The 26,244-nt window shown below is 40.8% G+C and carries 27 protein-coding genes; 10 read left to right on the plus strand and 17 right to left on the minus strand.

From position 1 onward, the window contains the following. Nucleotides 1-142 precede the first annotated feature (142 nt). The 3 genes from BAE31_RS18210 to BAE31_RS18220 form a co-directional block, all read right to left on the minus strand. The gene (locus tag BAE31_RS18210) at nucleotides 143-481 is read right to left on the minus strand and encodes a PH domain-containing protein (protein WP_024422682.1); all 339 of its coding nucleotides are present in this window, start codon (nucleotides 479-481) and stop codon (nucleotides 143-145) included. A 279-nt stretch (nucleotides 482-760) separates the two neighbouring features. Further along, the gene (locus tag BAE31_RS18215; RefSeq protein WP_075611524.1) at nucleotides 761-898 is read right to left on the minus strand and encodes a DUF4025 domain-containing protein; all 138 of its coding nucleotides are present in this window, start codon (nucleotides 896-898) and stop codon (nucleotides 761-763) included. A 49-nt stretch (nucleotides 899-947) separates the two neighbouring features. Continuing rightward, entirely contained in the window at nucleotides 948-1,160 is a 213-nt protein-coding gene (locus BAE31_RS18220; protein ID WP_024422683.1) for a DUF6501 family protein, read from the minus strand. 212 nt (nucleotides 1,161-1,372) lie between these two features. Here BAE31_RS18220 and BAE31_RS18225 point away from each other — a divergent pair, with 212 nt between their 5' ends. The 4 genes from BAE31_RS18225 to BAE31_RS18240 all read left to right on the plus strand — a co-directional run bounded on the left by BAE31_RS18225 (nucleotide 1,373) and on the right by BAE31_RS18240 (nucleotide 6,748). Then, nucleotides 1,373-2,857 carry an aldehyde dehydrogenase family protein gene (locus BAE31_RS18225; RefSeq protein ID WP_024422684.1) on the plus strand — a complete coding sequence of 495 codons (1,485 nt, stop codon included), beginning with the start codon at nucleotides 1,373-1,375 and terminating at the stop codon, nucleotides 2,855-2,857. A gap of 102 nt (nucleotides 2,858-2,959) precedes the next feature. Then, the gene (locus BAE31_RS18230; RefSeq protein ID WP_041109478.1) at nucleotides 2,960-4,834 is read left to right on the plus strand and encodes a terpene cyclase/mutase family protein; all 1,875 of its coding nucleotides are present in this window, start codon (nucleotides 2,960-2,962) and stop codon (nucleotides 4,832-4,834) included. Then, on the plus strand, nucleotides 4,827-5,648 hold the full coding sequence (locus BAE31_RS18235; protein WP_041109480.1) for a superoxide dismutase: 822 nt from the start codon (nucleotides 4,827-4,829) through the stop codon (nucleotides 5,646-5,648). The genes BAE31_RS18230 and BAE31_RS18235 overlap by 8 nt, the downstream gene beginning before the upstream one ends. A 149-nt stretch (nucleotides 5,649-5,797) precedes the next feature. Continuing rightward, complete coding sequence (locus tag BAE31_RS18240; RefSeq protein ID WP_041109482.1) at nucleotides 5,798-6,748, plus strand: bile acid:sodium symporter family protein; 951 nt, start codon at nucleotides 5,798-5,800, stop codon at nucleotides 6,746-6,748. Between the two features lie 35 nt (nucleotides 6,749-6,783). On the opposite strand, the gene odhB is transcribed toward BAE31_RS18240, so the two are convergent. The 7 genes from odhB to cdaS all read right to left on the minus strand — a co-directional run bounded on the left by odhB (nucleotide 6,784) and on the right by cdaS (nucleotide 17,018). Next, a complete protein-coding gene (odhB, locus tag BAE31_RS18245) occupies nucleotides 6,784-8,040 on the minus strand; it encodes a 2-oxoglutarate dehydrogenase complex dihydrolipoyllysine-residue succinyltransferase (protein WP_024422686.1) in 1,257 nt (418 codons plus the stop codon). Nucleotides 8,041-8,054: 14 nt separating this feature from the next. Continuing rightward, the gene (sucA, locus tag BAE31_RS18250) at nucleotides 8,055-10,889 is read right to left on the minus strand and encodes a 2-oxoglutarate dehydrogenase E1 component (protein ID WP_041109484.1); all 2,835 of its coding nucleotides are present in this window, start codon (nucleotides 10,887-10,889) and stop codon (nucleotides 8,055-8,057) included. Nucleotides 10,890-11,113: 224 nt separating this feature from the next. Continuing rightward, nucleotides 11,114-13,030, minus strand: coding sequence for a vWA domain-containing protein (locus BAE31_RS18255; RefSeq protein ID WP_041109486.1), 1,917 nt, complete (start codon nucleotides 13,028-13,030; stop codon nucleotides 11,114-11,116). A gap of 11 nt (nucleotides 13,031-13,041) precedes the next feature. Continuing rightward, nucleotides 13,042-13,920 (minus strand): ATP-binding protein, encoded by an 879-nt coding sequence (locus BAE31_RS18260; RefSeq protein WP_041109487.1) that lies wholly within the window; start codon nucleotides 13,918-13,920, stop codon nucleotides 13,042-13,044. A gap of 89 nt (nucleotides 13,921-14,009) precedes the next feature. Beyond that, on the minus strand, nucleotides 14,010-14,588 hold the full coding sequence (locus BAE31_RS18265; RefSeq protein WP_041109490.1) for a superoxide dismutase family protein: 579 nt from the start codon (nucleotides 14,586-14,588) through the stop codon (nucleotides 14,010-14,012). A gap of 78 nt (nucleotides 14,589-14,666) precedes the next feature. After that, nucleotides 14,667-15,989 carry a C40 family peptidase gene (locus BAE31_RS18270; protein WP_076841070.1) on the minus strand — a complete coding sequence of 441 codons (1,323 nt, stop codon included), beginning with the start codon at nucleotides 15,987-15,989 and terminating at the stop codon, nucleotides 14,667-14,669. A gap of 402 nt (nucleotides 15,990-16,391) precedes the next feature. Continuing rightward, on the minus strand, nucleotides 16,392-17,018 hold the full coding sequence (gene cdaS / locus BAE31_RS18275; protein WP_024422691.1) for a sporulation-specific diadenylate cyclase CdaS: 627 nt from the start codon (nucleotides 17,016-17,018) through the stop codon (nucleotides 16,392-16,394). 82 nt (nucleotides 17,019-17,100) lie between these two features. Here cdaS and BAE31_RS20065 point away from each other — a divergent pair, with 82 nt between their 5' ends. Together BAE31_RS20065 and BAE31_RS18280 are read left to right on the plus strand one after the other, a co-directional pair. Continuing rightward, nucleotides 17,101-17,226: a hypothetical protein gene (locus BAE31_RS20065; protein WP_008359993.1), complete on the plus strand. Its 126-nt coding sequence runs from the start codon at nucleotides 17,101-17,103 to the stop codon at nucleotides 17,224-17,226. A gap of 59 nt (nucleotides 17,227-17,285) precedes the next feature. Beyond that, nucleotides 17,286-18,647: an MATE family efflux transporter gene (locus BAE31_RS18280; protein ID WP_076841071.1), complete on the plus strand. Its 1,362-nt coding sequence runs from the start codon at nucleotides 17,286-17,288 to the stop codon at nucleotides 18,645-18,647. Nucleotides 18,648-18,692: 45 nt separating this feature from the next. On the opposite strand, the gene bshB2 is transcribed toward BAE31_RS18280, so the two are convergent. From bshB2 to rarD, 4 genes are all read right to left on the minus strand, one after another. Continuing rightward, on the minus strand, nucleotides 18,693-19,358 hold the full coding sequence (gene bshB2, locus BAE31_RS18285; protein WP_024422693.1) for a bacillithiol biosynthesis deacetylase BshB2: 666 nt from the start codon (nucleotides 19,356-19,358) through the stop codon (nucleotides 18,693-18,695). An 18-nt stretch (nucleotides 19,359-19,376) separates the two neighbouring features. Beyond that, nucleotides 19,377-19,727 (minus strand): YojF family protein, encoded by a 351-nt coding sequence (locus BAE31_RS18290; protein WP_008359999.1) that lies wholly within the window; start codon nucleotides 19,725-19,727, stop codon nucleotides 19,377-19,379. Then, nucleotides 19,724-20,005, minus strand: coding sequence for a hypothetical protein (locus tag BAE31_RS18295; protein WP_024428326.1), 282 nt, complete (start codon nucleotides 20,003-20,005; stop codon nucleotides 19,724-19,726). The genes BAE31_RS18290 and BAE31_RS18295 overlap by 4 nt, the downstream gene beginning before the upstream one ends. Before the next feature lie 78 nt (nucleotides 20,006-20,083). After that, the gene (rarD, locus tag BAE31_RS18300) at nucleotides 20,084-20,995 is read right to left on the minus strand and encodes an EamA family transporter RarD (protein WP_029705997.1); all 912 of its coding nucleotides are present in this window, start codon (nucleotides 20,993-20,995) and stop codon (nucleotides 20,084-20,086) included. 86 nt (nucleotides 20,996-21,081) lie between these two features. On the opposite strand from rarD, the gene BAE31_RS18305 reads away from it, so the two are divergent. Beyond that, a complete protein-coding gene (locus tag BAE31_RS18305; RefSeq protein WP_076841072.1) occupies nucleotides 21,082-21,555 on the plus strand; it encodes an Hsp20/alpha crystallin family protein in 474 nt (157 codons plus the stop codon). 41 nt (nucleotides 21,556-21,596) lie between these two features. Here BAE31_RS18305 and BAE31_RS18310 read toward each other — a convergent pair whose 3' ends face one another. Both BAE31_RS18310 and BAE31_RS18315 read right to left on the minus strand, forming a co-directional pair. Further along, complete coding sequence (locus BAE31_RS18310; protein ID WP_024422697.1) at nucleotides 21,597-21,815, minus strand: hypothetical protein; 219 nt, start codon at nucleotides 21,813-21,815, stop codon at nucleotides 21,597-21,599. 75 nt (nucleotides 21,816-21,890) lie between these two features. After that, the gene (locus BAE31_RS18315) at nucleotides 21,891-22,223 is read right to left on the minus strand and encodes a winged helix-turn-helix transcriptional regulator (protein WP_041109504.1); all 333 of its coding nucleotides are present in this window, start codon (nucleotides 22,221-22,223) and stop codon (nucleotides 21,891-21,893) included. 138 nt (nucleotides 22,224-22,361) lie between these two features. Here BAE31_RS18315 and BAE31_RS18320 point away from each other — a divergent pair, with 138 nt between their 5' ends. The 3 genes from BAE31_RS18320 to BAE31_RS18330 all read left to right on the plus strand — a co-directional run bounded on the left by BAE31_RS18320 (nucleotide 22,362) and on the right by BAE31_RS18330 (nucleotide 24,914). Beyond that, complete coding sequence (locus tag BAE31_RS18320) at nucleotides 22,362-22,979, plus strand: nitroreductase family protein (protein WP_024428323.1); 618 nt, start codon at nucleotides 22,362-22,364, stop codon at nucleotides 22,977-22,979. Nucleotides 22,980-23,217: 238 nt separating this feature from the next. Then, nucleotides 23,218-23,421, plus strand: coding sequence for a DUF3311 domain-containing protein (locus BAE31_RS18325; RefSeq protein ID WP_024422700.1), 204 nt, complete (start codon nucleotides 23,218-23,220; stop codon nucleotides 23,419-23,421). Then, complete coding sequence (locus BAE31_RS18330; protein WP_076841073.1) at nucleotides 23,421-24,914, plus strand: sodium:solute symporter family protein; 1,494 nt, start codon at nucleotides 23,421-23,423, stop codon at nucleotides 24,912-24,914. Before BAE31_RS18325 ends, BAE31_RS18330 begins: the two co-directional genes overlap by 1 nt. Nucleotides 24,915-25,015: 101 nt before the next feature. Here BAE31_RS18330 and BAE31_RS18335 read toward each other — a convergent pair whose 3' ends face one another. After that, nucleotides 25,016-25,930 (minus strand): class I SAM-dependent methyltransferase, encoded by a 915-nt coding sequence (locus tag BAE31_RS18335; protein WP_076841074.1) that lies wholly within the window; start codon nucleotides 25,928-25,930, stop codon nucleotides 25,016-25,018. Nucleotides 25,931-26,244 lie beyond the last annotated feature (314 nt).

Below are 26,244 nucleotides of genomic sequence, written 5' to 3' on the forward strand. Positions count from 1 at the left end.
TATCCTTTTTTGCTATCATTCAAACACTTAAGCAGAAAAAAGCCCTTCTCATCAGATGGGAAGGGCTTAGCAATGTGCGATCTATAAAAATAAGAACGAAGAATGAGAAAAGTGCATATGATCTATGTAATCGCAAGATTGATCAGCAAAGATGTTTTGTCAAAATGGCTTGCACATCACTCAAATCCGTCTCTTTAGAAAAGTCGAGTTCAAATACTTTTGAGCTTGTGACAAGCAGCATACCTGTGTCCTGATCAAACACGCCAGCTTCTTGTATGGCAAAACTTTCAATTGATCGATACGGCAAGGAGACCCTGACTTTCTTCTTAGAAAATACGCGGTTATCGCCAAAGATCAGTCGTTTATTGGTAAAGCAAATTTGGTCGTGACGCAGTCTGTAAACAGCCTCAATTCTTTCCCCTTCAATCAATAAGGATTCGAATTTCTTATCATTTTGTTTACTGACAGAAAAAATACCCACGTAAACCCCCTCTTCCTGCATCAAATTCCTTTATGACAAAACGGCCACACGGCTCTGTGGGTACGTTTTATTCTCACTTATAGAATACGCTATAAATGGTTGTTATTCCATTACGAATAGATTAAATTTCATTTAACTTTTTCTTTTTGATCCGATGCTCTTTCCTCTACTTATTTAGACTGTTAAAGCAGGAAAAAAGTTTCAGTTCTTTTCGAGAAAAATGATGAATCATTTCCAATAAAAAAACAGTGATTATGCCAAATCACTGTTTTTAAATGACTATTCGTCTTTTGGTGTATCAATCGTTCCCTCGGCATACACATCGGAAATCTGTTCAAGCGTAATCGCCATATCAGCGTCCTCGTGTTCATGCCATGCATTTTGATTTTTCTGCTCGTCATTTTGCTGCTTTTTCATCATCATCACCCTTTACTGTTTTTCTTAGTATGAGTGATGACCCTCAAAATCATTCAGCTGAAATATCTTCGAAATACTCCTTGTAATACCCGCCTACTTTACCCGTATTGTCTACGACAAACAGGAATTCTTCTGTTTCATTTTTCACTTCATATGTGCTTCCAACCGTTAATGCCCGGTCGACCATATATTTTTTCGCATTTGTATGTACACATTTTACTTGTTTTAACGTTTGAGCCGTTTGCCAGTTTTGATGGATCATGATTTAAAAACTCCTTTTTTCATCTATACATTTATTGTAGCCAAATTTTCGCGAAATGCAATGAGTGTTATGGATTGCTTTCAAACATGTCGTGTAATATGATAATTGTATACGTTTACATCTTTGTGCGTATACAATTTCGTTGCATGTCCGCTTTTCCCACCTAGAACTCGCAGAAAACAATCCATATCTTTAAGGAGGTTTGTTTATTTATGAGCTCTACAACACTTCAAATTAGTTCAAAACTCGAATCTTTTCTCCAAGGGACGAAAAAACTCTACATTAATGGTCAGTTTGTCACAAGTCACGATAACAAAACCTTTGCTACTCCTAACCCAGCCACAGGCGAAACCCTTATTGATGTTTATGAAGCAGGTGCAAAAGATATTGATGAGGCCGTAAAAGCTGCAAAAAAAGCCTTTCATGGTCCTTGGCGCTCCATGTCAGCCGCTGAACGCGCCCGCCTCATGTTCAAGCTTGCTGATTTAATGGAAGAAAATCAGGAAGAACTTGCACAGCTAGAAACTTTAGATAACGGAAAACCAATTAATGAAACAACAAATGCAGATATCCCCCTCGCTATAGAGCACATGCGCTATTATGCGGGCTGGACGACAAAAATGAATGGACAAACCATTCCTGTCAGTCAAGGATATTTTAATTATACCCGCCATGAGCCGGTTGGGGTTGTAGGACAAATCATCCCATGGAACTTCCCGCTGCTCATGGCTATGTGGAAAATGGGCGCCGCACTTGCAACAGGGTGCACCATCGTTTTAAAGCCAGCCGAACAAACTCCACTCTCTGCTCTTTACTTAGCAGAATTAGTGGACAAAGCCGGCTTCCCAGAAGGCGTGATTAACATCGTTCCTGGATTTGGCGAAACAGCCGGAGAAGCCTTAACTGATCATCCTGACGTGAACAAGCTGGCCTTCACAGGGTCAACAAGTGTTGGGAAATTAATTATGGAGAAAGCGGCTAAAACCATTAAGAGGGTCACATTAGAGCTTGGTGGAAAATCACCGAATATTATTTTACCTGATGCCGATTTAAAGAAAGCCATTCCAGGTGCTTTAAATGGCGTTATGTTTAACCAAGGCCAAGTATGCTGCGCAGGGTCCAGAGTCTTTGTTCATCGGAGCCAATACGATGAAGTGGTCGATCAAATGGCCAAATATGCAGGATCCCTCAAGCAAGGCGCTGGTCTTCATCAAGATACGCAAATTGGACCTCTTGTAAGTAAAGAACAGCACGAACGCGTGTTAGGCTATATTGAAAAAGGTAAATCCGAAGGGGCAACAGCCGTTGTCGGGGGCGATTGCCCTTATGAGGCTGGCTATTTCGTCTCCCCTACTATTTTTAAAGATGTAGAAGATGAAATGACCATTGCCAAAGAAGAAATCTTTGGACCTGTCTTATCTGCCATTCCTTACGATTCCATTGATGAAGTGGTTGAACGAGCTAACCAGTCTGAATATGGATTAGCAGCAGGACTTTGGACAGAAAACTTAAAGCATGCCCATGATATCGCTGCACGTCTTGAAGCAGGAACGATTTGGGTCAACTGCTATAATGTCTTTGATGCCGCCTCCCCGTTTGGAGGATATAAGCAATCAGGTCTTGGCAGAGAAATGGGATCATATGCCCTTAACAACTATACAGAAGTCAAAAGTGTATGGATTAATCTACAAGACTAATGACGTCAAGAAAGCCGGTGACCGTGTCATCGGCTTTTTTGTGTTTGCATGTGACAGGCCGGCTCCTGAATATAGTATGAAAGGAAAGGAGCATGGCCGCATATGCAAGATTTTAAATTGAAAGTAAACGAATTTATTGAAGAATTGCACATAGAAATGCAGCGAAGACAACGAGAAGATGGCGCCTTTGTTTTCTGTTTTGAAGGTCCAATGATGACAAATGCTTTTTTGATTATGCTGTTAAAGGCTGTCGGCGATTCGGATCAGGCTTTGGTTCATCAATTAGCAGAAGCGATACGCGAAAAACAAAATGAGGATGGGTCTTTTTCTTTGTATCATGATCAAACGGGACATGTAACAGCCACTGTGCAGGGCTATTGCGGAATGCTCGTTTCAGGCAGGTTTCAACAAGATGAGCCTCATATGGAAAAAGCAGCGCAATATATTCGATCAAAGGGCGGATTAAAGAACGTTCACTTTATGACAAAGTGGATGCTCGCCGTCAACGGCATGCACCCTTGGCCGTACTTCTATGCACCACTTTCCTTTTTACTCATCCCTACATACTTTCCGCTTCACTTCTATCATCTTAGTGCATATGCAAGAATTCACTTTGTGCCAATGATGATTGCACTCAACAAACGATATACTTCTCATGAGAAATTTCCAAGCCTAGCACACCTTGATGCAAACATGACTAAAAATCCATTTGACTGGTTTATGGCAAGAGAAGAACGTTCCACTCATCACTTTCTGACTTACATGCGATCGTATACAGCACTTGACAGCCGGCTGGACTTTTTCGGATATGAAGCAGCAAAGCGATATATGTTTGACCGCCTCGAAAAAGATGGCACACTGTACAGCTATTTAAGCGCAAGTATTTTTATGGTCTATGCACTTATGAGTCTTGGGTACTCCCCAGGACATCACCTCATTTTAAAAGCAGTCAAAGGCATGAAAAAGCTAGTCACTGACTGTCAGGGCAGAATGTATGCAGAAAATTCCACATCCACAGTTTGGGATACAGCGCTTGTCAGTTATGCTTCTCAAAAAGCTGGCAAAAAACAAGAAGACCCAGTCATCACAAAATCTTTCTCATACTTACTGAACCGGCAGCAAATGAAGAAAGCAGATTGGGCGATTCATAACCGGCATGCTGCTCCGGGAGGCTTTGGTTTTTCAGATATCAATACGAATAACCCTGATTGTGATGATACGCAAATTGTATTAAAAGCCATTCCGAAAATATACGCACCAGTTCAGTGGAAGCGAGGGTTTCATTGGCTTCTTTCCATGCAAAACCGTGACGGCGGATTCTCTGCCTTTGAAAAAAATCAAGATCACTTCCTGCTTCGACATCTGCCGCTTGAATCTGCGGAGGATGCAGCAATTGATCCAACGACTCCCGATATTACAGGCCGCGTGCTTCATCTCATTGGTCTTGAAGAGAAAAACATGTCACCGCCTATTCAGAGGCAAAAAGATCAATGTGTCAAATGGCTCCTAAATCATCAAGAGAAAAATGGATCATGGTTTGGCAGATGGGGGGTTTGCTATATTTATGGAACGTGGGCAGCATTAACAGGTCTAAAAGCTGCCGGCATCCCCTCCACCCATCCTGCTGTTCAAAAAGCATGCCGATTTTTAAAGCAGATTCAACGAGAAGATGGCAGCTTCGGAGAATCATGTAAAAGTGCAGAGGTAAAAACGTATGTCCCCCTTCCGTTTGGCACAGTGGTTCAGACGGCTTGGGCAGCAGAGGCACTTTTACAATATGAGAAGCCAGAAGACAAGACGATTTTAAAAGCCATCTCATTTTTGATCCATCATCAGCACACGAATGAAGCCTTGCACTATCCAGTGGGCATTGGCCTGCCAAAGCAATTTTACATCACTTATCATAGCTACCCATTTGTCTTTCCGATGATGGCTTGTTCCACATTTTTAGAAGAAATGAGGCGTAAGAATGAATAAGGAAGAGTATCGAATGCAGCTCAAAGAGTGGCTTAGCTCCATTCAACCCGCGATTCAAGATGACAACATCCGTCAGAAAGTAGACCATTTATGGTTCTCAATGGATGATGAACATTCCAGTGAACAAGAGTGGTACGAACTGGCAGAACGTATTGCTGAGGACATGAACCCACAAGAAGACTTGCGAGAGGTAGCAGCTGGAAGTCACAAGTTACCTCCTCTCCCTTACCGGTATGATGCACTAGAACCGTTTATTTCAAAAGAAATTATGTATTTGCATCACCAGAAGCATCATCAATCATATGTTGATGGTTTGAACCAAGCTGAGCTTGCATTAAAAAATGCAAGAAGAACCAATGATTTTAAAATGATCAAGCATTGGGAACGGGAGCTTGCCTTCAATGGTGCGGGGCACTATTTACATTGTATTTTTTGGTTTTCCATGAGTCCTTCAGGAAAACGAAAGCCCACTGGACAAATGCTTCGTCTCATTGAACAATCGTTTGAGAGCTATGATGCATTTAAATCTCAATTTTCAGCAGCGGCCAAACAAGTAGAAGGTGTAGGCTGGGCTATTCTCGTATGGGCGCCCAGATCTCAGCGATTAGAGATTTTACAAGCAGAACGCCATCAATTTTTGTCACAATGGGACGTGATCCCCCTTCTAGCCCTTGATGTATGGGAGCACGCCTACTACCTTCAATATCTGAATGAAAAAGCGAAATACGTAGATCGTTGGTGGAATGTAGTCGACTGGCGTGAGCCAGAAGCTAGGCTTAAGCAAGCACAGCAAGTGAGATGGACCCCTTTTTAAAACGATGCTCCATATAGGCTAATGCTTATATGGGGTATTTTTAGTTTACATAATTTTATTATTAACACCTTTATAAAGAATAGGTTGTTTTTTCAGAAAATTCGTTTAAAATAAGAAAGATATGTGAGGAAAGTGAGATGAAGCAATGAATGAACATTCTTTTAACCATTAGTCAATTTGCAGGAAGAACCTTTGCAATCTGGGTCATTATCTTTGCATGTCTTGGATTTGCTTTTCCTGACGTATTTTCTCAGATTGGACCGTATATCCCTTTTTTACTAGGTGTCATTATGTTTGGGATGGGGCTTACGTTATCTGGTGAAGATTTTAAGGAGCTTTTTCGTAAACCTCTCTATGTGTTAATCGGGGTTTTGGCGCAGTACACACTCATGCCGCTGATCGCCTTTCTATTAGCTTACGGATTACGGCTGCCGTCTGAAATTGCAGTAGGCGTTATTCTTGTGGGCTGCTGCCCGGGCGGTACAGCATCCAATGTCATGACTTTCTTGGCAAAAGGCAATATGGCATTATCCGTAGCGGTCACAACTATATCGACCCTTCTTGCTCCCTTTTTAACGCCTCTCTTTATCTATATTTTTGCAAGATCATGGTTACCTGTATCACCGGAGGCATTATTTTTGTCGATTGTCCAAGTTGTGCTAATTCCTATTATCTTAGGTGTTATCGTTAAGCTATTTTTGAAAAAACAAGTAAACTATGCGGTTCAAGCATTGCCGCTTGTATCTGTTGCTGGAATTGTGTTGATCATTGCAGCGGTTGTCAGTGCAAATAAAGAGCAGATTCTTCAATCTGGATTGCTGATATTTGCCGTAGTTATATTACATAATGGACTTGGTCTCTTTTTTGGCTACTTGATCGCAAAGTGGTGCAGAATGGATATCCCTTCTCGTAGAGCGATCTCGATCGAAGTAGGCATGCAAAACTCCGGGCTCGGTGCAGCGCTAGCAACAGCACACTTCTCACCGCTCGCAGCCGTACCAAGTGCGATTTTTAGTGTGTGGCATAATTTATCTGGTTCCTGGCTTTCGACGTATTGGTCAAAACGAGGACAACATGACAGTGAAAAGAAAAAAAGCTAGCACCTTAACAGGTGCTAGCTTTTTATAATTGAAGATTATCCTTCAAGTAATAGCTGCTCAGGATCTTCAAGCAGATTTTTAATCGTAACAAGGAATCCAACTGCTTCTTTACCATCGACAATGCGGTGGTCATAAGAAAGAGCTAAATACATCATCGGACGGTTCTCAAAACGTTCTTCATCAATCGCCACAGGACGAAGCTGAATTTTATGCATCCCTAAAATTCCAACTTGCGGGCTGTTTAAAATCGGAGTTGATAGCAGAGAACCAAATGTTCCGCCGTTTGTGATCGTGAATGATCCACCTTGTAACTCATTAAGAGACAATTTGTTATCTCTTGCTTTTTTCGCAAGATGACCAATTTCTTTTTCAATCCCCGCAAATGACAATCTGTCTGCATCACGGACAACCGGTACGACAAGTCCTTCGTTTGCAGCAACAGCGATGCCGATGTCATAGAATTTCTTCAAGACAAGCTCATCACCTTGAATTTCTGCGTTAAGCAGCGGATATTTCTTCAGTGCTGCTACAACTGCTTTTGTAAAGAAGGACATGAAGCCAAGTTTGACATCATTTTGTTCTAGGAAGGCATCTTTACGACGCTTTCTTAAATCCATCACCGCTGTCATATCGACTTCATTAAATGTCGTCAGCATCGCAGCTGTTTGTTGAACTTCAACTAAACGTTTTGCAATTGTTTGTCTGCGGCGTGACATTCTTTCACGTTCAATAGGCTTTCCTGGTTGTTCAGTTTGCACCGCAGCATTTGCTTTTGGCGCGGCTTTCGGTGCACTTGCAGGTGCTTCATTCTTTTGATAAGAAGCGACATCCTGCTTTCGTACCCTGCCCAGCGGATCTACGGTTGGAATCTCAGATAAGTCTAACCCCTTCTCTCTCGCTAATTTTCTAGCTGCAGGAGAAGCGATGGTTCTGCCATTACCAGCTTTCGGCTCTTCTTTCACTGCTTCTTCTTTTTGAGCAGCTGCCGGTTCTTCTTTCGATGCTGGTGCAGAAGCTTGCTCAGGTGCTGGAGCTGCGGACTCGCTTCCGCCAGCTTCACCTGCTGCAATCGTTCCGATGACCTCTCCAACTTGTACAGTGTCACCAGAATCTTTCAGCACTTCTTTTAATACACCAGATTCTTCAGCAGTCAGTTCGACATTGACTTTATCTGTTTCAAGTTCTAGCAGGTACTCCCCCTGCTCCACATAATCGCCCGGCTGCTTTAGCCATTGAGCAATCGTTCCTTCCGAGATTGATTCCGCTAATTCAGGTACTTTAATTTCCGCCATTTTTCATTTCCCCCTTAGTTTTTGCGAGTCAAGCTATCAGATACAATTCGTTCTTGTTCTTTTTTATGCACAGTTGGATCACCCTCAGCCGTACTTGAACGTCTTCTTCGGCCGATGTAACGTACTTTTACTTTTTCAGGCGCAATTTCACGTAAATATGGCTCAATGTATCCCCAAGCTCCCATATTTTGCGGTTCTTCTTGCACCCATACGATTTCTTCTAAGTTTGTCAGCTTTGTTAAAATTCCTTTAATATCTTTGGCTGGGAACGGATATAGCTGTTCCACTCTTGCAACGTGAAGCCAATCTTTTGGCTCTTCCATTTGAGTAAAACGATCACTAATATCAATGGATACCTTCCCGCTAGATAGCACGAGACGCGATACTTTTTCGTGATCATGTACAAGACCTGGCTGTTCAAGAACTGGACGGAACTGTCCATCTGTTAATTCTTGGACTTCAGACAATGTGTTCGGGTTACGAAGCAGACTCTTCGGTGTCATAATGACAAGCGGACGAATCTCTTCACGAAGCAGCATTTTCGCCTGTCTTCTAAGAATATGGAAATATTGCGCTGCACTTGTCAGGTTCGCAACTGTCCAGTTATTCTCAGCAGCTGATTGCAGGAAGCGCTCTGTTCTTCCACTTGAATGCTCAGGACCTTGTCCTTCATATCCATGCGGCAACAGCATGACTAAACCTGATTTTTGTCCCCATTTTGCACGGCCAGCTGAGATAAATTGATCGAAATACACTTGAGCCGCATTTGCGAAGTCTCCGAATTGAGCTTCCCAAATCACTAACGTTTCAGGAGAATAGACATTATAACCATATTCAAACCCGATGACTGAGCCTTCTGACAGTGGACTGTTATGAACTGTAAACGATGCATTTGCATCACTTAGTTCATGAAGAGCAATAAATTCATCTCCCGTTTGACTGTCGTGAAGAACAAGGTTTCTTTGAGCGAAAGTACCACGCTCTGAATCCTGTCCGGTCATTCGAATTGGCGTACCGTCTTTTAATATAGATGCAAATGCGAGTGCTTCCCCAAGTGACCATTCTACTTTACGGTCATCTGTAAACACTTTTGCACGTTTTTCAAGGATCCGCTTCAGCTTACCAAATACTTGGAAATCTTTCGGCCAGCTGATCAATTCTTCATTCAGCTTTCGCAATACATCAAATTCTACTGATGTATCCACTGCTGGGAAGCCGTTTGATACAGGTTCTGGCAGTTCGATTTCTTGAATCGTATGCTCTTTCTTTGAAGGCACCTTTTTATAAGCTTCTTCTATTTTTGCTGTCACAGCCTGCTCGATTTCTTCACGCTGCTCTTTTGTCAAAAGACCTTCTGAGACAAGTTTATCTGCAAAGATATTCTTGACCGTTTTGTGCTTTCTAACCGCATCGTACAGCATTGGCTGAGTTGTAGAAGGCTCATCCATTTCGTTATGACCGTATCTGCGGTAACCGATCAAGTCAATAAGGAAATCCTTCTTGAAGCGTTTGCGGTATTCTACTGCTAGCTGAACAGCCGCTAAACACGCTTCTGGATCATCTGCATTGACATGAACAATAGGAATCTCAAATCCTTTTGCAAGGTCACTCGCATATTTCGTCGAGCGAGATTCATTGCTTTCTGTTGTAAACCCGATCATATTGTTGGCAATAATATGGATGGTTCCGCCCACTTGATAGCCTACAAGTTGGCTTAAATTTAATGTTTCTGCCACAATTCCTTCTCCAGGGAATGCTGCATCCCCATGAATTAAGATGGCTAACGCTTTTTCAACGTCTTGTACTGGATAGCCTTTTTGAGTACGTGATTCCTGAGCGGCACGCGTGCTTCCTTCAATGATTGGATCAATGAACTCCAAGTGACTTGGGTTATTAGCAAGCGTAACTCTCGCACTCTTTGTATCTTCGTCTTTAATTTGACGGTCAGCTCCAAGATGGTACTTAACATCCCCTGTCCATCCGTAGCTGATGCCAATAGAGCCCTCTGATGGAACGAGCTCTTTATTTGGCGCATGCTGGAATTCTGAGAAAATGATCTCATATGGCTTTCCTAACACATGTGCTAATACATTTAAACGGCCTCTGTGTGCCATTCCAATGTTAATATTTGAAGTCCCTTGTGTAACAGACTCTGAAATAATTTCATCAAGTACTGGGACAAGTGCGTCTAAACCTTCTATAGAGAAGCGCTTTTGCCCAACAAATGTTTTATGAAGAAACTGCTCGAACTGCTCAACTTCTGTTAATCTCTTGAATACAGAAACTAGTTTGTCTGCTGGTTTTTTCTTAAATAGTTCACCAGATTCGATTGATTTTGAGAGCCAGTTTCGCTCTTCGAAGTCATGCACGTGATCAAACTCAAATGAAATGGTACGTTTATACGTATTTCTCAAATGGTTAATGGCTTCTATGCCGTTTGAAATGTGTTTTGGTGCATCCGGACTAATAATAGATATCGGAATATTCTTGACATCTTCTTCTGTTAAACCGTACTCCTTTAAAGGAAACAGCTCTTGTAATTCCTTTTCTTTGCGAAGAGGATTGACGGAAGCATTTAAATGGCCATACGTTCTGATGTCTTCTGCCAGTTTAACGACTGATGCTATCTTTTGGATTTGTTCAGAAGTAACTACGCTATTTTCTTTTTTCCCAATTTCCTCCTTCATTTCACTCGGTGGTGCACCAAGTTCATCAAATATGCCTCTTAGATCTTCATCAACACTAGTAGGATCTTGGACATACTGATCGTAGAGCTCGAGCACATAGCCGAGGTTCGGACCATGAAATTCTTCCCAACTCAACGGTTGTTTCACATCATTTTGAAACATTTTGAACACTACCCCCAACTTTGATCATCAAGTGATTGAACACTATCTCGATATAACTTCCAGAACACAATGACCAAATTTATGTAATAAAACGCTTCCAATAATATTCTACCACTGTTTTGGATTACTTTCTACATTCTTTGTTCAATTAAAGATAAAAAATTCACAGAAAAACAAAAAATTTAAATCATTCCGAAAAATAATTTGAAGAAAGGGGCAAAACCTTATGCCCCAATGCTTTTATGCAGCAGTTTCTTCAGTAATGGATATAAAACATCTGGCAATGTATCGACATCTGGTACAAAAATGCTGAACTTGCCATACATATCTTGAATGGTTTTCATCTGTGCTTCTTCTATCGGTGAATTGGATAAAAAAACATTGATCACCTCAATGCCCTTTTTCCTCGCTTCAAGAACTGCTTCATGCGTATCGACAATCCCGTTTTGTTCGTAGCTGAAAGCAGCTGGCTCTCCGTCTGAAAAGACAATCAGAAACTTTTGCTCTTCTCTTCGCTTTAAAATCATCTTTGTCATTTGACGGATCGCATAGCCATCCCGGTTATCCTCTTCTGGCTCAAGAGACATAATAGAAGGCCCTGCATCAAATAGAGAATCTTTGAACGACACGACTGTGTTGAAGTAGTTTGGCTGACTTGTTTCTGTTGCGTCGTTTGTATCTTCCCAAAACCCAACAATTTGATGTGGGACTTGCACGGATTTTAACGCTTCATGAAAGAGAACAATGCCTTTTTTCGTCTCATCCATCTTGTCAAACATGCTCGCTGAACAGTCTACTAATAAGGTGAAAACAGCATCAATCTGAGAAGACGGTGCCTGTTTTTTATAGAAAAGACGCGGGTTAGACTCTGTAAAGTAGCGAATCAGCTTTTTACTGAGACGTCCTGCATGAAGGTCTGTTTTAGGCCATGATTTTTTATGTTCAAGTGTTTTTTGGATCATTTGTTTTAAGCGTTTCTGATAAGGCTCAATTTCCTTGGCATGCTGCTTGTATGCATCGATTTGTTCTGGCTTAGGAGGATCTGGTGAAATCATGACTGGAAACGCATATTTGTTTTCTTTTCCATTCTCATGGCCATCTGCTCCGCTTTCTTCACCTTCAGCCTCTTCCAGCGCTTCAAGCTTTGAATAATCTTTTCGGTGTGTTTGCTTTGCAGAGCCTTGGACAGTTCCGAGTGCCTGATCTCCGTCATCACCTTCTCTTGCCGCATCCTTACCAAGATCACTTTTACCGCCGTGCTCTAAATCAAATTGAAGGAAGCTTTTGGATGGCGCTTCGGTTTCTCGATGCCACACTTCCATATACTCTTGGTGAATGTCTTCATCGCCTTCTTTTTCTCGGTCGACTTTGATGTCCTCACTTAATGTAGGTTTTCTTTTTAAGTCATGGAACAGCGGTTCTTTTGCCGCTTGTTCATAGTCCAATTCAGGGAAGAAAAAGTACGTATTCAGCATATCCTTTTCAAGCAGTTCATCGAACCCTTCCATCAATTCTTTGACAATAGCTGCGATGTCTGCTGTTGAACCCGCATCATACACACGTTCAAGACTTGACTCAATAAACGGAATCATCGGGTTGATCTGCTCATGAAGAGGCGGAATCTCTTCGAGCGGAGAATCAGCTGTCAGCTTCACATAAATCGCACAAAAAAGTGCATCTGTTAAAATACTTCGTTCTTGGTTAATCGTTAATTGTGTCTTAAAGTGACGCCGGTACAGCTCTCTTCTTCGTTTAAATACCTTTTTTGTTCCTGGGCGGTCATGTTTAATCCGCTCTTCAATCCGGATATCTTCAAACAGCATAAACAATTGTTTACATACATCAGGAATGGATAATGTATGAGCAAAGCGAATGATCTCCTGAAATACCGTAAGATCACTATAAACCGTGCCTACTGCACGAAGGAACACATCACTTTTCAGCCCTGCTAGCATATCTTCTTGTTTACGGTCATCCCAAAAATGACTGATGAAAATTTTCTTTTCAAACGGTTCATAGTAGGACTGTACACCGTATTCAAGCTCGACATCATCACTTTTTGCTAACGTTTTGGCTAAATCCGTTAATTCCATAAATAAAAATGAATCGATTCTGCTGTCATTAAATTTGATGAATTTCAAAAGTCAGAACCTCACTCGAATAATGTTTGGGCGATATTTCTTACCGCTGCTTTTTCCCGGTCATCTTCCAGCTTTTCAACAATGCCTCGTTCAACGGCACGAAGCGGCGGAATGTATTGCGCAAGATCACAAGTATCTAGGAGCGCGCGGATGGATGCTGCTTCTTCACTCACCTGTCCGTTATGAGCTTGTGTAATGAGGTCTGATGAGAGCTGAACGAATTGATCAATTAACCGCTCATCCTTTAAAACAGATTGAGATTGCAGTACATCTTTCAGAATTCCGCCCCCGATATATGGAACGTCAATGACCACAAAACGGTTTTTTAACGCTTCATTTAGAGGCACTGTGCCGACATATCCTTCATTGATTGCCGCAATGACCCCAAAGCCTTCTTCTGCTCGAACAACCTCACCTGTAAATGGGTTTGTCATCATTTTTCTGTAGTCGAGTACACCATTTAAAATAGGCAGTGTTTCTGGCTTCGCCATGTTGATTTCATCAATATATAAAAGATGGCCTTTTTTCATTGCTTTTGTCACAGGTCCTTCAATGAATTCAATCGAAGCCACCTGACCATCATTGTGGATGGTTTTATAGCCAATCAAGCTTTCGGCATCAAGATCAACCGAGCAGTTCACACTGTGCATCGGCTGCTGAAAGAAAGCGGATAATGTTTCTGCGAGTTTTGTTTTACCTGAGCCGGTCGGTCCCTTTAAAAGAACGTTTTTTCCAAGTGCTAATGCAATCATGGCATCTTGAATGATAGAAGTATCCTGTGATTCATAGCCGCCTGTTCCAATAAGTGGACGAAATTCTTCTTCCAGCACTTTTGCTTTTGCTTTAATCATTGCTTGAATTTCTTCTGGGAGTGATTGTTCGTTAAACATGTATGATTAATTCCTCTCTTCGATCATTTTCCTCACCAAGTATACTAAAAAAACCTTTATGCACTCAATACATAAAGGTTAGACTTCTGTTATTTTACCATTTCTTTTGTGATCGATCCGCAAGCGATTCGTTTCCCTGAGTTACCAGAAGGGTTACTTAAGTAATCATCTGCTTCTGCATGAATGATAAAGCTTCGCCCATTTTGATCGATTAATTGATTCGAGCCTCCCTTTAACGTCACATCTGGTACGTTCACAACAACATCAATTTGTCCATCTGCTCCTACCTCTAAATTAGGCATATCTCCAGCATGGTGCCCCTTTGGATTGTCAAAACCATGCTCTCTATGGGTTGGGTTAAAGTGAGCTCCTGCCGTTTCAAAATCTGGTGTTTCACATATTCCTGTTTCATGAATATGAAAACCGTGAGGACCTGGCGGCAGCCCTTTCGCTTTTACATGCAGATCCAGGCCATTTTCTGAGGACTCTCTTATTTCAATGCTTCCTATTTTTTGCCCGCTTTCGTTTATGAGTGACGTCGTGACTGGTGCTTGTTTAGGTGCTGCAACTTCGCTTGTTTCTTCTGTCGTTTCTTTTTTTGGCGGTGCATGACATGCTGATGCGGTAAAGATCAAACATATCATGATCATCCACACTGACTTTTTCATTTATGACTGCCCCCTTTTGTTATCAGTATGGACAATCACAGCAGCGGGCAAACAAAAAAAGCCGAAAATCGGCTTTTTTTAGAAGAAACGTTTTGCACCTAAGTAGGCTTTTTTCCAATATGGATTGCTTAAGTTCGAGATTCCTACTCCATTGTCACTTGCATGAAGGAAATCTCCCCCGCCAAGGTATAGTCCCATATGAGAAGGGCCTGCTTTGTACGTTGTAAAATAAACAAAATCTCCAACTTGTGGTGTGCTTACAGGAGTCATCATATTCCAGTAGCCAGCTGTGCTTAATCTGGATACAGATGAAACTTTGTTAATGAGATAGTAAACAAAGCCGCTGCAGTCAAATCCTGCTGGTGTATTACCGCCCCATCTGTAAGGAACGCCTGTCAGCTTTTTCCCCTCTTGGATCATTGTCGTGATCTTTGCATTCATTGGTACATTGTTTTTGTTATTGTCGACCGGAGTTGTTGAACCGTTAGACGTAGAACCATTCGATCCAGTTGAGCCGGAAGCTGCACCATTAATTTTTAATACTTGTCCAATTCTAAGCACATCACTTTTCAAGCTGTTGGCTGTGCGGATTGATTGAACCTGTACTTTGAATTGATTCGCAATTTTCCATAACGAATCGCCTGATTTTACAGTATAAGATGTTGTTTTCCCGCTAGAAGACTGGTTACTGTTTGAATTGCTTGGTTTAGTAGGTTTGGGCTGACTTGGTTTTGATGCAGCCGTTCCTTTTACTTTCAATACTTGATTCGGATAAATCATATCAGATTTTAATCCGTTCAATGTTTTGATTTCACCAATCGACATATTTAGCGAATTCGCAATTTTCCAAAGTGAATCCCCTAATTTAACCTTGTATGTACTTGAAGATGATGAACTATTTGAATTCGTTGTCTTATTGCTTGAGCTGGAATTTGAAGATGAGTTTGAATTTGATGACTGGCTTCCGCTCGTCTTCGTGCTGCCAGAGACCTTTAGCTTTTGACCAGGACGAATCAGGTCGCTGTTTAAGCTGTTTAGGCTTTTTAAGCTTGCAACTGACATTTTATGATTTTTTGCAATCAGCCATAAAGAATCGCCAAGCTTTACAGTATAGCTGGAAGTCGTTGAAGCACTTGATTTCTTTGCTTTTGACCCTGTTGATGAACTGGATTTCTTGCTTTTTTCACCAGGAATTTTTAAGCTTTGCCCTGCAAAAATCATTGTCGTTTTTAATTGATTAAGAGATTGAAGCTCCGAAATAGTTGTATTGTACTGTTCGGCAATCTTCCAAAGTGAGTCACCGCTTTTCACCTTGATCGTCTGTGCTTCTGCCGGTGCAGCAAACACAGCTGAGCCAGCGATCGCTGAAACTGTGAGGCCGGTTACTACTTTTTTCTTCATAGAGGAATCTCCGCCTTTCGTGATTTTGTTTAATAAGACTTATGTACTAGTTTTGAGTTTAGCATTTAATGGTTCTGCTTCTCTTGCACTATTTTATCTGTATTTCTATTATATTACTCGACATGAAGACGTTGGGCAATAACAAATAGGCTAAAGCAGCCAACTCAAAATGCTAAAACAAAGCCATATCGTTTCTATCGGCTGTTTGTTGTATTTATAAACATTTTTTAAGGAATTTTTAAGTTGACGTTTAGAAATTTGTCAAAACAAGCACGGTGCTAGTTTCATAGTTCTATTCTACATGACAAATTTTTCTGTATCAAATGACTTTTTACTTAATTGGCTGATTTTTCTCCGCAAATAAAAAAGCATCCTTCCGAATGAAGAATGCAGCGTTCGTTTTTATTTTCTTATTTCCGGATCTTTTACGGTAAGCGGGTAGAGCACGCCTTCTTTCGCAAACGACATTTTTCCCGTTTCTTCTGATACGACAAGAACAAGTGCATCTGTCATACCAGAGAGTCCGATCGCTGCCCTGTGTCTTGTGCCAAGCGAAGGACTCACTTTTTTCGATGTAAGCGGCAGCACATTTGCAGCAGAGACAAGTGTATTTTCTTTGACTAAAAGAGCACCGTCATGCAGTGGATTTCCCGGGTAGAAAATGCTTTCTATTAAGGAAGCGCTAATTTTCGCATGAAGGTTTGTCCCTTTTTGAATAAAATCCTCAACCTCATCGCGTCTTTGGATCACAATGAGTGCTCCATGCTTTTGTTTTGATAAATTCTCAATGGCTAAAGAAAATTGAGCAAATCCTGGTGTGAATTCTTCCATATACGCTTGTAAATAAAACGACGAGGCCTCCGCATGCATTTCATTAAACTGATCATGCAATGCTTCGAGATCACAAAGTAAACACTGCTCTGTTTCATCAAGAGAATCAATGATGTCACTTGCATCCTTCATAATGTTCATCAAATGTGTTCTCATCCCGGCTTTAAATATCACTTCTTCGTTTGTCCGATGGATCATCCGATCTTTTCCCTCCTTCTTTCGCTTGTTGTTATAAAATAGCAAATTGTGCACATTCTATTTGTATGGAGGTGAGCTTAATATGACCATTCAGAAAATCATCCAATATGCTTGCAGCATTTTAGGTGTTGTCAGTCTTTCTTTTATTTATGCCCAAATGTTTAAAAAAACGAAGCCATCTAAGAAAAATAATCCGACGGAGAATTGATTTTTTTACATAGCATGATATAATTCCTCTCGTTATTTCTGTTCAGAGAGGAACTTATGATGAGAGAAACGAATAGCATTCGAGCAAGGCTGACACTATTTTTAACCATTTTGATTCCGATTTTAATTACCCAAGCAGGTCTTTCGCTTATTACCTTTTTAGATACGGTGATGTCTGGAAAAGTGAGTGCAGAAGACCTTGCGGGTGTTGCGATCGGTTCTAGTATTTGGACACCTGTTTATACGGGACTTGCCGGGATTTTGATGGCCGTTACTCCGATTGTGGCTCAGCTGATGGGCGCTGGGCATAAAGAAGATGTTCCCCGGGCTGTCTTTCAGGCGATTTATTTATCCTTTCTTTTAAGTATCACTGTGATTGTCATTGGTACGATCAGCGTTCCTTACATACTAGGAGGACTTGGACTCGATCACTCTGTAGAGGATATTGCCCGGCATTTTCTCAGCTTTCTTGCTTTTGGCATCCTCCCGCTGTTTGGTTATTCGGTGCTACGGTCATTTATTGATGCATTAGGGAAAACACGTGTGACGATGTTCATCACGCTCACAGCACTTCCTATTAACTTTGTTTTAAATTACGTATTTATTTTTGGGAATTTTGGCTTTCCAAAGCTTGGCGGTGCGGGTGCCGGTCTTGCATCTGCAATGACGTATTGGGCGATTTTCATCATGAGTATTTGTATTGTCATTAAAGCAGAACCATTTGCCTCATTTCGTTTGTTTCAAAAACTGCCTCGAATGAATATCTCCCGTATAGGGCAAATACTGAAAATTGGCCTTCCTATCGGGTTTGCGATCTTTTTTGAAACGAGTATTTTTGCAGCAGTGACGCTATTAATGGGTCACTTTGATACCATTACAATCGCCAGTCACCAAGCAGCGATGAACTTTGCTTCTATTCTTTATATTTTACCGCTTAGCATCTCAATGGCGTTAACGATCGTTGTTGGGTTTGAAGCGGGGGCTAAGAGGTATAAAGACGCGCAAAGCTACAGCTATATCGGCATTGGAACGGCGGTATTATTCTCATTATGTACGGCCGCCCTCATCTTGCTATTCAGACCAGAGATCGCTGGTTTATATACAGCTGAATCAGCTGTTTTACAAATGACACAGCACTTTTTGATTTACGCGATCTTTTTCCAGCTGTCAGATGCGATTGCTGCACCCATTCAAGGGGCTCTGCGCGGCTATAAAGATGTGAATTATACGCTCATTGCTGCTTTTGTCTCTTACTGGGTCATCGGTCTTCCTGCCGGTTATCTCATTGGCACATATACCTCCTTTGGGGCGTTTGGTTATTGGATCGGACTGATTGCCGGGCTTGCCGCAGGCGCCATCGTCCTCTTTATCCGTCTCAGATTGATTCAAAAACGTCAACTCAGGCATGTATCGAATCACTAAATACAACACAAAAAAGCAGCTGACATAGATCAGCTGCTTTTTTGTTTAATCATTCCATTGATACGTCCAGAAAATTTCTTCATCAAACCATTTTTGGACAACTGGTTCTTTGTTTTTGAGCTTTTGTTCAAGCTCTCTCAGCATGCCCTCTGTTTGCGTTCTATGCGCTCTCAGTGCATTTAATTTGATATCTGCAACATCTGTAATATCAATCACAATATCCGCATGTCCAAGCACTTCTTCTCTATTCTTCGTAATGGCCATGCAGTATGTGACAGGACGGTCTTCTTTTTTCTTGCGGTATAGAGCACGAATCACAGCTTCACCTGTCGCATCATGATCAGGATGTACACCGTGTCCTGGATAAAACGTCACAATGAGTGTCGGTTTGACTTCATCAATGATGGTTTCCATCACATCTGCCAAATACTCGTCGTCTTCAAATTCCAATGTTTTATCACGCAGGCCAAGCATACGTAAGTCTGTGATATCCATTTCTTTGCAGGCATTGATTAATTCCTGTTTTCTTAATTCAGGAAGTGTTTCACGGTTAGCATATGTTGGGCTTCCCATATTTCTGCCCATCTCCCCAAGTGTCCCGCATGCATATGTGACGGGAATTCCGCGTTTTCTGCTTTGTGCAATGAGACCAGCAACCCCAAAAGATTCATCATCGGGGTGAGGCAGCATCACTAGTACATGTTCGTTCATGACTTGTCACCCTTTCTTCTACACCTGAAATGGTGTTTCACTAATTTGTAATGAGATCGCTAGTTTGCCGTCTGGCAAGTGTCCAGCTAATAGCAGGCGGCCTTGGTCATCAAACACATAATCGGTTAATCCTTCTGCGTAAATCCAGCCATCTTCTGTTTTCATTCCAACACGGTATGGACCTTGTCCTTTTATTTTCGCCTGTGAATAGACGACTTTCGCGTTGCGGATATACGCAACAACCGTCATATTTTGTTCATTTACATGAGCTGAATAAGAACCAGTTGTCGTTTCAAGATGAACGAAGACTGGACGATTTAAAAACGATTCAAGATGTGCTGTGACATCTTCCGTTTGAATTGGTTTCATGAGTGGTTCCTTCCTTCATTTTGAATTAATTCTCGCAGCTTTTTCGTATGTAAGCTGATCAGCTGCAGCTGATGATCATGTTTAAGCTCACTTTCTAAAATTCTCTCCACAGCAAGCACATACTTTTGGTGTAATGATTTCCTTGCCCGCGGATGTGTTCGTGCATCAAGTAAGTCATCACATATGGCCTCGTGTAAAGAAGACATATCATCAACATCAAGCTGACGATTTTTCCATAAAGATTGATAGGCGGCTGCAAGCTCATGAGCTGACGACATATGATCACCTCTACAGTTTTGGTAACAACTTATTATGACATGATCCGCCTGCAAAAAAAAGCAAACTGCTCGATTGGCTTAATGAGAATTCGCTGTTTTTTTCATGCGTAATTGAGAGGTGGTAAACAGTAAAATCGCCACCCAAATACAAAGGAACGTCACAATTTTAGCTGCGGATAAGTGTTCGTGATAGACAAACAGCCCTAAAAACAGCGTAATTGTCGGTGCAATGTATTGCAAAATGCCCACTTGATAAAGTGGAATTCTTTTTGCGCCTTCTGAGAATAAAAGAAGCGGCACGGCTGTAAAAACGCCTGCAAAAAATAAGAGACCGAGCGACCCGAAGCTGTTAGGATTCATAGTCACAACAGGTTCTTTTAAGAAAAATAATAAGTACACAAGTGCAGCCGGTGCGAGAAGCAGCGTTTCAATCGTCAAACCAATCGCGCTCGTGAAGCTCATCCTTTTTTTGATCAAACCATAAAAGCCGAAGCTAAGGGCTAATAAGAAAGCAACGACAGGAAATGACCCGTATTGAACTGTTGAAAGGATCACCCCAAATGCGGCAATGAGGATGGCAATGGTTTGCCATTTATTTAGTCGTTCTTTTAAGAAAATAATGCCTAATAGAACGGATACAAGCGGATTAATATAGTACCCTAAACTTGCTTCTAGCATAAGACCATGATTGACTGCCCAAATGTAAACATACCAGTTGACCGAAATTAAAATAGCAGATAAAAGTAATGAAAAAAATGCTTTACCATCCAGTATGAGTCCCTTCACTGTCTGCATTGCTGGGCGGACTTGTTTTAAATACAAAAGAATACCGCACATAAACACAAATGACCATAAAATTCTGTGCGCTAAAATTTCGCCTGACGAAATATGCTCCATCAGCTTCCAATATAACGGGAATAAACCCCAGAGAGTAAAAGATGCTGCCGTGTAGAGAACACCTTTTGATTGCTGTTCGTTCAATGTAACCATCCCTTTCTAAATCTAACGTATATTATAGCACGCACGCAAGCGAATGGGCATATACTAATTCAGGGCATTTAGAAAGGATGATTCGCATGTTCGACTGGAACCGATTATTCCCTTTTCAAAAGCAGTTCTCAAAAGAAGCCTTAAAGAATTCAGATCCTAAAGACGTTGAGCAGTATGTCAATCAAGTCATGGAAAGTGTATTCGGCTCCAATTATCCTGCTCAGTTCCCATTTCAGGACCCCCTTTCTCAAAATCAAAAAACGAGAGAAACTGATGTCGAAAAAGAAAAAGAGCCAGAAGTCGAAGTGTTCGAGACGACTGATCATGTGTTTGTCAAAATTGAACTTGCTCGTCCGAACACAGAAAAAGTCAAAATCAAACATACAGCCAATCTGCTGTTTATTGATCATTTTCCTGAAGAAGGGACGCAGAAGAAAGTCGTCCTCCCTGCTGCTGTGAAACGAAAAGGAACGAAGGCGTCGTATCAAGATGGTATATTGGAAATTATGTTTTTAAAGCATGATGATCCAGGAATTTCTGAAATTGATATTCCATTATAAAAAGCCTGCTTTAAGAACGGAAGCAGGCTTACTCTTTTTTCTTAATAATATGGTGGATATCCGCCGCCATAAGGTGGTGGAGCAGGCGGTGGTGGCGGCGGGTAATATGGACGGGGATAATTAAAAATCGCACTTCCTAGAAATCCGCCAAGCAGTCCGCCGACTAAAGGAGCGCCAAAACCAAAAAACAAAGGGACTCTGGATTCATATGGCGGAATGCCAGGGGCGCCGCCTCGAAAATACGGAGTATGAGGGTACATGCATTTCTCCTCCTTTGTCATGTGCCTAACATCAGCATATTCATCAGGAGTCAAAATGTTTGGGCAATCCTGAAACTAGGCTTGCTCCTTTTTCCCGTGTGAGTCTGTATACTCCCCTGCCCACCGAGATACCTCATGAAACACATCATGTAACGCATTCCCTTTTTCAGTTAAACTGTAAATGACTTTGACAGGCGTCTCAGGCAGGACGGTCCGCTCTATAATCCCTTCTTGCTCGAGCTCTTTTAAACGCTCTGCGAGCATTTTTTGACTGATCGACGGGATCGTGTCTGAGAGGTCTTTAAAACGCTTTGGTCCATCAAGCAATACATGTATAATGAGACCGTTCCACCTTTTGCCTAGGAGTAAAAAAGCTTGCTGAATGTGTGGACATAATTGGAATTCCATAAATTTCAGCCTTTCTTTTCATGATTGTTTGACAAACTAACGGTGTACAATTTAAAATAACTCTAGTTACAATAAGTAAGTTTCTCACTTTTTAGTTATTGTACCATATTATTTGCAAAAACGGGAGGAAATATCCATATGGCGACCGATCAAAAAACAATTGACATCTTAAAACAAAGAGCTTCAGTAAAAGAGTATGATACTTCTCATGAAATGACAAAAGAAGAGTTAACAGAGCTTCTTGAAATCACAACAAAAGCACCATCTGCTTGGAACCTTCAGCATTGGCATTTCACTGTTTTCCATAGTGCTGAAGCAAAAGCAAAATTACTTCCAATCGCTTACAACCAAAAGCAAGTATCACAGGCATCAGCTGTTATTGCAGTTCTAGGTGACCTTGAAGCTAACCAAAATGGCGAAAAAATCTACAGTGAGCTGGCAGAACAAGGCTTCATTACAGAAGACATTAAAGAAACATTGATGACTCAAATCAATGGCGCATACCAAAGCGAGCAATATGCACGCGAAGCAGCGTATTCAAATGCTTCATTAGCTGCTATGCAATTAATGATTGCGGCAAAAGCAATGGGCTATGATACATGTGCAATGGGTGGTTTCAGTAAAGACGCGTACATCAAAGAATTCAATGTAAGCGGCCGCTACGAGCCGGTTATGCTGATTTCAGTTGGTAAAGCAGCGAAAGAAGCTCATAAAAGCAACCGTTTTGACATCGAAGAAGTATCTGATTTCCTTTAAAAATTGGCAAGGCCTCAGCCTTTATGCTGGGGCTTTTTTATTTGCTTCAAATATTATTTCTACATACTTTCTTTCCCCTTTCCCCTCTTTACAACTTTACTCTTTCTCCTTTTTCAAGAATGAAAGCGTTATATTAGTATGGTATTCACCAAAATGATTGTTTTTTCTGAAAATGGTCTTGTGATCTAATCTGACAACTGCTATTATTATGAAATTACAAAATATTCAGGAGGAAATCATGAACAAAAAATTGATGCTGGCACTACTAATCGCGATTCCATTCATCGGACAGCTCGCATTGCTGCCTTTTGCGAATCGCATTCATCCATTTGTCATCGGCCTGCCCTTTTTCCACTTCTGGCTCTTGCTATGGATTGTACTCACACCAATTTGCACATTTATCATTTATAAGATGCAACATTCAAATGGAGGAACTGACTAATGCAAGGAAATTTAACAGCTTTATTGATTACTGCAAGTATTATTTTCATCGTCGTGGTCATCGGATTTGCCGCTGGTCGTGACAAATCATCAAGACAGTCAGTAGAAGAATGGTCTGTCGGCGGAAGAAAATTTGGCGGACTGCTCGTCTGGTTTCTCGTTGGCGCAGACTTATATACAGCTTATACCTTTTTAGGGCTTACAAGTACAGCTTATACAGCTGGAAGCGTTGCTTTTTTCGCTATTCCTTATTCAGTCCTAGCTTATTTTATTGCTTATTTCTTTTTACCGAAACTATGGACGGTTGCGAAAAATCACAACCTTACAACACTTGCCGATTATGCACGTGAGCGGTTTGACAGCAAGCTGTTATCCAGTTTGATTGCGATTGTTGGAGTACTTATGCTGATTCCTTATATTTGTCTTCAGCTGAGCGGAATTCAAGATACGTTAACTGTCGCTGGAACTAATTATATTAATGTGAATGCAGTAGTTATTATTTCATTTATTTTAGTCGCACTTTATACATTTTTTAGTGGTATTAAAGGTCCTACATATACAGCCATTATTAAGGATATTCTCGTTTGGGTGATCATGCTGTTTATGGTCGTTTCACTGCCAATTATTCATTTTAACGGCTGGACACCGATGATGAACACGTTAGCCAAAGAAGCCCCTCAGCTTCTAACGATCCCTGAAGGCGGTCCTAAGGGCATTTTATGGTTCATTACTGCTTCAGGCGTTTCTGCTCTAGCTTTGTTTATGTGGGCACACGCAGCAACTGGGGTTTTTACAGCCAAAAGCGCAGATGCCATCCGTAAAAACAGCATGTTTTTGCCTCTTTATAATATTGTATTGATTTTGGTCATCTTCCTTGGATTTATTGCTTTTTTAGTCTTACCAGAAGATACAAATCCAAGATTTGCTCTTCTTCATTTAATTCAAACATCATATGGCGGCGTGATGCAGGGGCTCGCTTATTCAACGATTGCACTGGCTTCCCTCATTCCATGCTCCATCATGGCCATTGGCGCATCAAATTTATTTGCCAATAATTTATACCGTGACTTAATTCATCCGAATGTGTCACCTAAAAGATTGACCATCATTACACGTTCGATGGTGTTTATCGTCATCGGACTCGCTCTTTTATTCGGGATGCTGTTCCCAACTGCACTTGTCACGCTTCAGCTCATTGGTGTTTCAGGAATGGTTCAAATCTTCCCAGCTATTGCCATCAGCTTGTTCTGGAAAAAACAATCGAGAGAAGCAACGATTGCCGGGTTAGTCATTGGAATCATCGTTACCTTTACAGCCAATATCTCACAAGTCACGTTCGGCCTTTATGAAGGTTTTCTTGGTTTACTAGCAAACGTCGTCGTTATCTTGATCTTGAATCCATTCTTCCAAAAGAAGGTCACATCCAATTCTGTCATGAATGATCTATTTGAAAAGGATGATGAAAAAACAGAAGTGATCACAAACGAAGTGTAAGGATAAGAAAAAGCAGTCCCCTGATGAGGACTGCTTTCATCTTGTAGACAAAGTCTACAAGATTTTTTGTATAACACAATTCCAATGTACATGCTCGAGTTTTATTTTTTTACGGCATGAATGTAATGAATGGTCTCAAAAGCTGATAGGTAATCTTCTCTATTGTTAAAATACAGTTCATTAATTTTATCAGGTGATAAATGTTCATAAATGAGTAAATCTGCTTTCTCTAATACCTTTTCGATTTCAAAGTACGAAAAACACGATTTCATTGGTTCCCCGCTTATTGAAGCCATTTTCACCATATTTTCAACTCTATTAGAGGTTCCTTTTTCTTCGAATAGTTTTTCATCTGCATAATCAAAAACGATTGAACTCCCTGATGGAACCTTGGTGAATAAATAATCTATTAAACTTGACACTTCCTCTTTCGTTAAATAGTAAGAAACCCCTAGAAGACTAAAGAAAGTCTTTTTGTTACCAAACCCTTGACCTATTAGGTTTTGGTAGGACAAATTTTTGGTGAAGTCCATAGAAACAAAATGAAGATTACTTGGGATTTTTAATTTAGCCTCGTCCAACCTTTGCTTTTTAAATTCCTGTGTAGTGGGATGATCAATTTCGAATATTTCTAAGCTGTTTTCCAATTCTGGATGTCGGAAACTAAAAGTATCTAATCCAGCACCAAGTATGACATATTGTTTTAATCCTAACGCTACCTCATGAAGCAATACTTTTTCGCAATACGCTGCACGTGATAAGGTAATTGGAGAAAGCTGGACTTGTGTAATCCATTTTAATATTTCTTCTGTATTTCCTTCGAATTTTTGAGCGATATCTTTGTTGAAGAAATGTTTGCCTTGAACCATATTTTCTTTGATGTCATTGAATTCTTTTTCAGAAATTAATTCTTTAGCTATATCATCATTAAAGATCTTAGGAGTATCAAATTGACTATGATAAGATCTAGCAAATGCCGATATTAAAGAAGTGACACTGGACTCACCTTTCTTCATACAAACACACTCCTTTATTTTAGAACAAAAAAATAGGATTCTCCTGGCCAGGAGAATCCTATTATATATTCTAAAAACAAGAAAGTAAATTATAGCATAATTACATTTTTTTGTCAAGTTTAAAACCGTCTTTTCCCATACAAATATTAACACCTAACAGCGTTACATGGATCAAAAAGAAAGTATGCTTACTTTTACTGCCATGAATTTTAAAAGCAAGCAAACTAGACATGGAAAGAACCGTGTTCAGCATAAAACTCTATATGTTTTTATCAAAAAAACCCACTTCACTCAAAATAAAGGTGGGGTTTTTC

The organism is Bacillus sp. I-2, assembly GCF_001974945.1.
In the GTDB taxonomy this organism is placed as follows: domain Bacteria; phylum Bacillota; class Bacilli; order Bacillales; family Bacillaceae; genus Bacillus; species Bacillus safensis.

Coding starts and splice junctions, on each gene's coding strand:
- BAE31_RS18325 (WP_024422700.1), top strand. CDS start 23,218: ATGAACAAAAAATTGATGCTGGCACTACTAATCGCGATTCCATTCATC.
- odhB (WP_024422686.1), bottom strand. CDS start 8,040: ATGGCGGAAATTAAAGTACCTGAATTAGCGGAATCAATCTCGGAAGGA.
- BAE31_RS18235 (WP_041109480.1), top strand. CDS start 4,827: ATGAATAAGGAAGAGTATCGAATGCAGCTCAAAGAGTGGCTTAGCTCC.
- BAE31_RS18305 (WP_076841072.1), top strand. CDS start 21,082: ATGTTCGACTGGAACCGATTATTCCCTTTTCAAAAGCAGTTCTCAAAA.
- BAE31_RS18265 (WP_041109490.1), bottom strand. CDS start 14,588: ATGAAAAAGTCAGTGTGGATGATCATGATATGTTTGATCTTTACCGCA.
- sucA (WP_041109484.1), bottom strand. CDS start 10,889: ATGTTTCAAAATGATGTGAAACAACCGTTGAGTTGGGAAGAATTTCAT.
- BAE31_RS18335 (WP_076841074.1), bottom strand. CDS start 25,930: ATGAAGAAAGGTGAGTCCAGTGTCACTTCTTTAATATCGGCATTTGCT.
- BAE31_RS18315 (WP_041109504.1), bottom strand. CDS start 22,223: ATGGAATTCCAATTATGTCCACACATTCAGCAAGCTTTTTTACTCCTA.
- BAE31_RS18295 (WP_024428326.1), bottom strand. CDS start 20,005: ATGTCGTCAGCTCATGAGCTTGCAGCCGCCTATCAATCTTTATGGAAA.
- BAE31_RS18290 (WP_008359999.1), bottom strand. CDS start 19,727: ATGAAACCAATTCAAACGGAAGATGTCACAGCACATCTTGAATCGTTT.
- BAE31_RS18215 (WP_075611524.1), bottom strand. CDS start 898: ATGAAAAAGCAGCAAAATGACGAGCAGAAAAATCAAAATGCATGGCAT.
- BAE31_RS18240 (WP_041109482.1), top strand. CDS start 5,798: ATGAACATTCTTTTAACCATTAGTCAATTTGCAGGAAGAACCTTTGCA.
- BAE31_RS18230 (WP_041109478.1), top strand. CDS start 2,960: ATGCAAGATTTTAAATTGAAAGTAAACGAATTTATTGAAGAATTGCAC.
- cdaS (WP_024422691.1), bottom strand. CDS start 17,018: ATGATCCATCGGACAAACGAAGAAGTGATATTTAAAGCCGGGATGAGA.
- BAE31_RS18220 (WP_024422683.1), bottom strand. CDS start 1,160: ATGATCCATCAAAACTGGCAAACGGCTCAAACGTTAAAACAAGTAAAA.
- bshB2 (WP_024422693.1), bottom strand. CDS start 19,358: ATGAACGAACATGTACTAGTGATGCTGCCTCACCCCGATGATGAATCT.
- BAE31_RS18225 (WP_024422684.1), top strand. CDS start 1,373: ATGAGCTCTACAACACTTCAAATTAGTTCAAAACTCGAATCTTTTCTC.
- BAE31_RS18320 (WP_024428323.1), top strand. CDS start 22,362: ATGGCGACCGATCAAAAAACAATTGACATCTTAAAACAAAGAGCTTCA.
- BAE31_RS18330 (WP_076841073.1), top strand. CDS start 23,421: ATGCAAGGAAATTTAACAGCTTTATTGATTACTGCAAGTATTATTTTC.
- rarD (WP_029705997.1), bottom strand. CDS start 20,995: ATGGTTACATTGAACGAACAGCAATCAAAAGGTGTTCTCTACACGGCA.
- BAE31_RS18260 (WP_041109487.1), bottom strand. CDS start 13,920: ATGTTTAACGAACAATCACTCCCAGAAGAAATTCAAGCAATGATTAAA.
- BAE31_RS20065 (WP_008359993.1), top strand. CDS start 17,101: ATGACCATTCAGAAAATCATCCAATATGCTTGCAGCATTTTAGGTGTT.
- BAE31_RS18280 (WP_076841071.1), top strand. CDS start 17,286: ATGAGAGAAACGAATAGCATTCGAGCAAGGCTGACACTATTTTTAACC.
- BAE31_RS18270 (WP_076841070.1), bottom strand. CDS start 15,989: ATGAAGAAAAAAGTAGTAACCGGCCTCACAGTTTCAGCGATCGCTGGC.
- BAE31_RS18310 (WP_024422697.1), bottom strand. CDS start 21,815: ATGTACCCTCATACTCCGTATTTTCGAGGCGGCGCCCCTGGCATTCCG.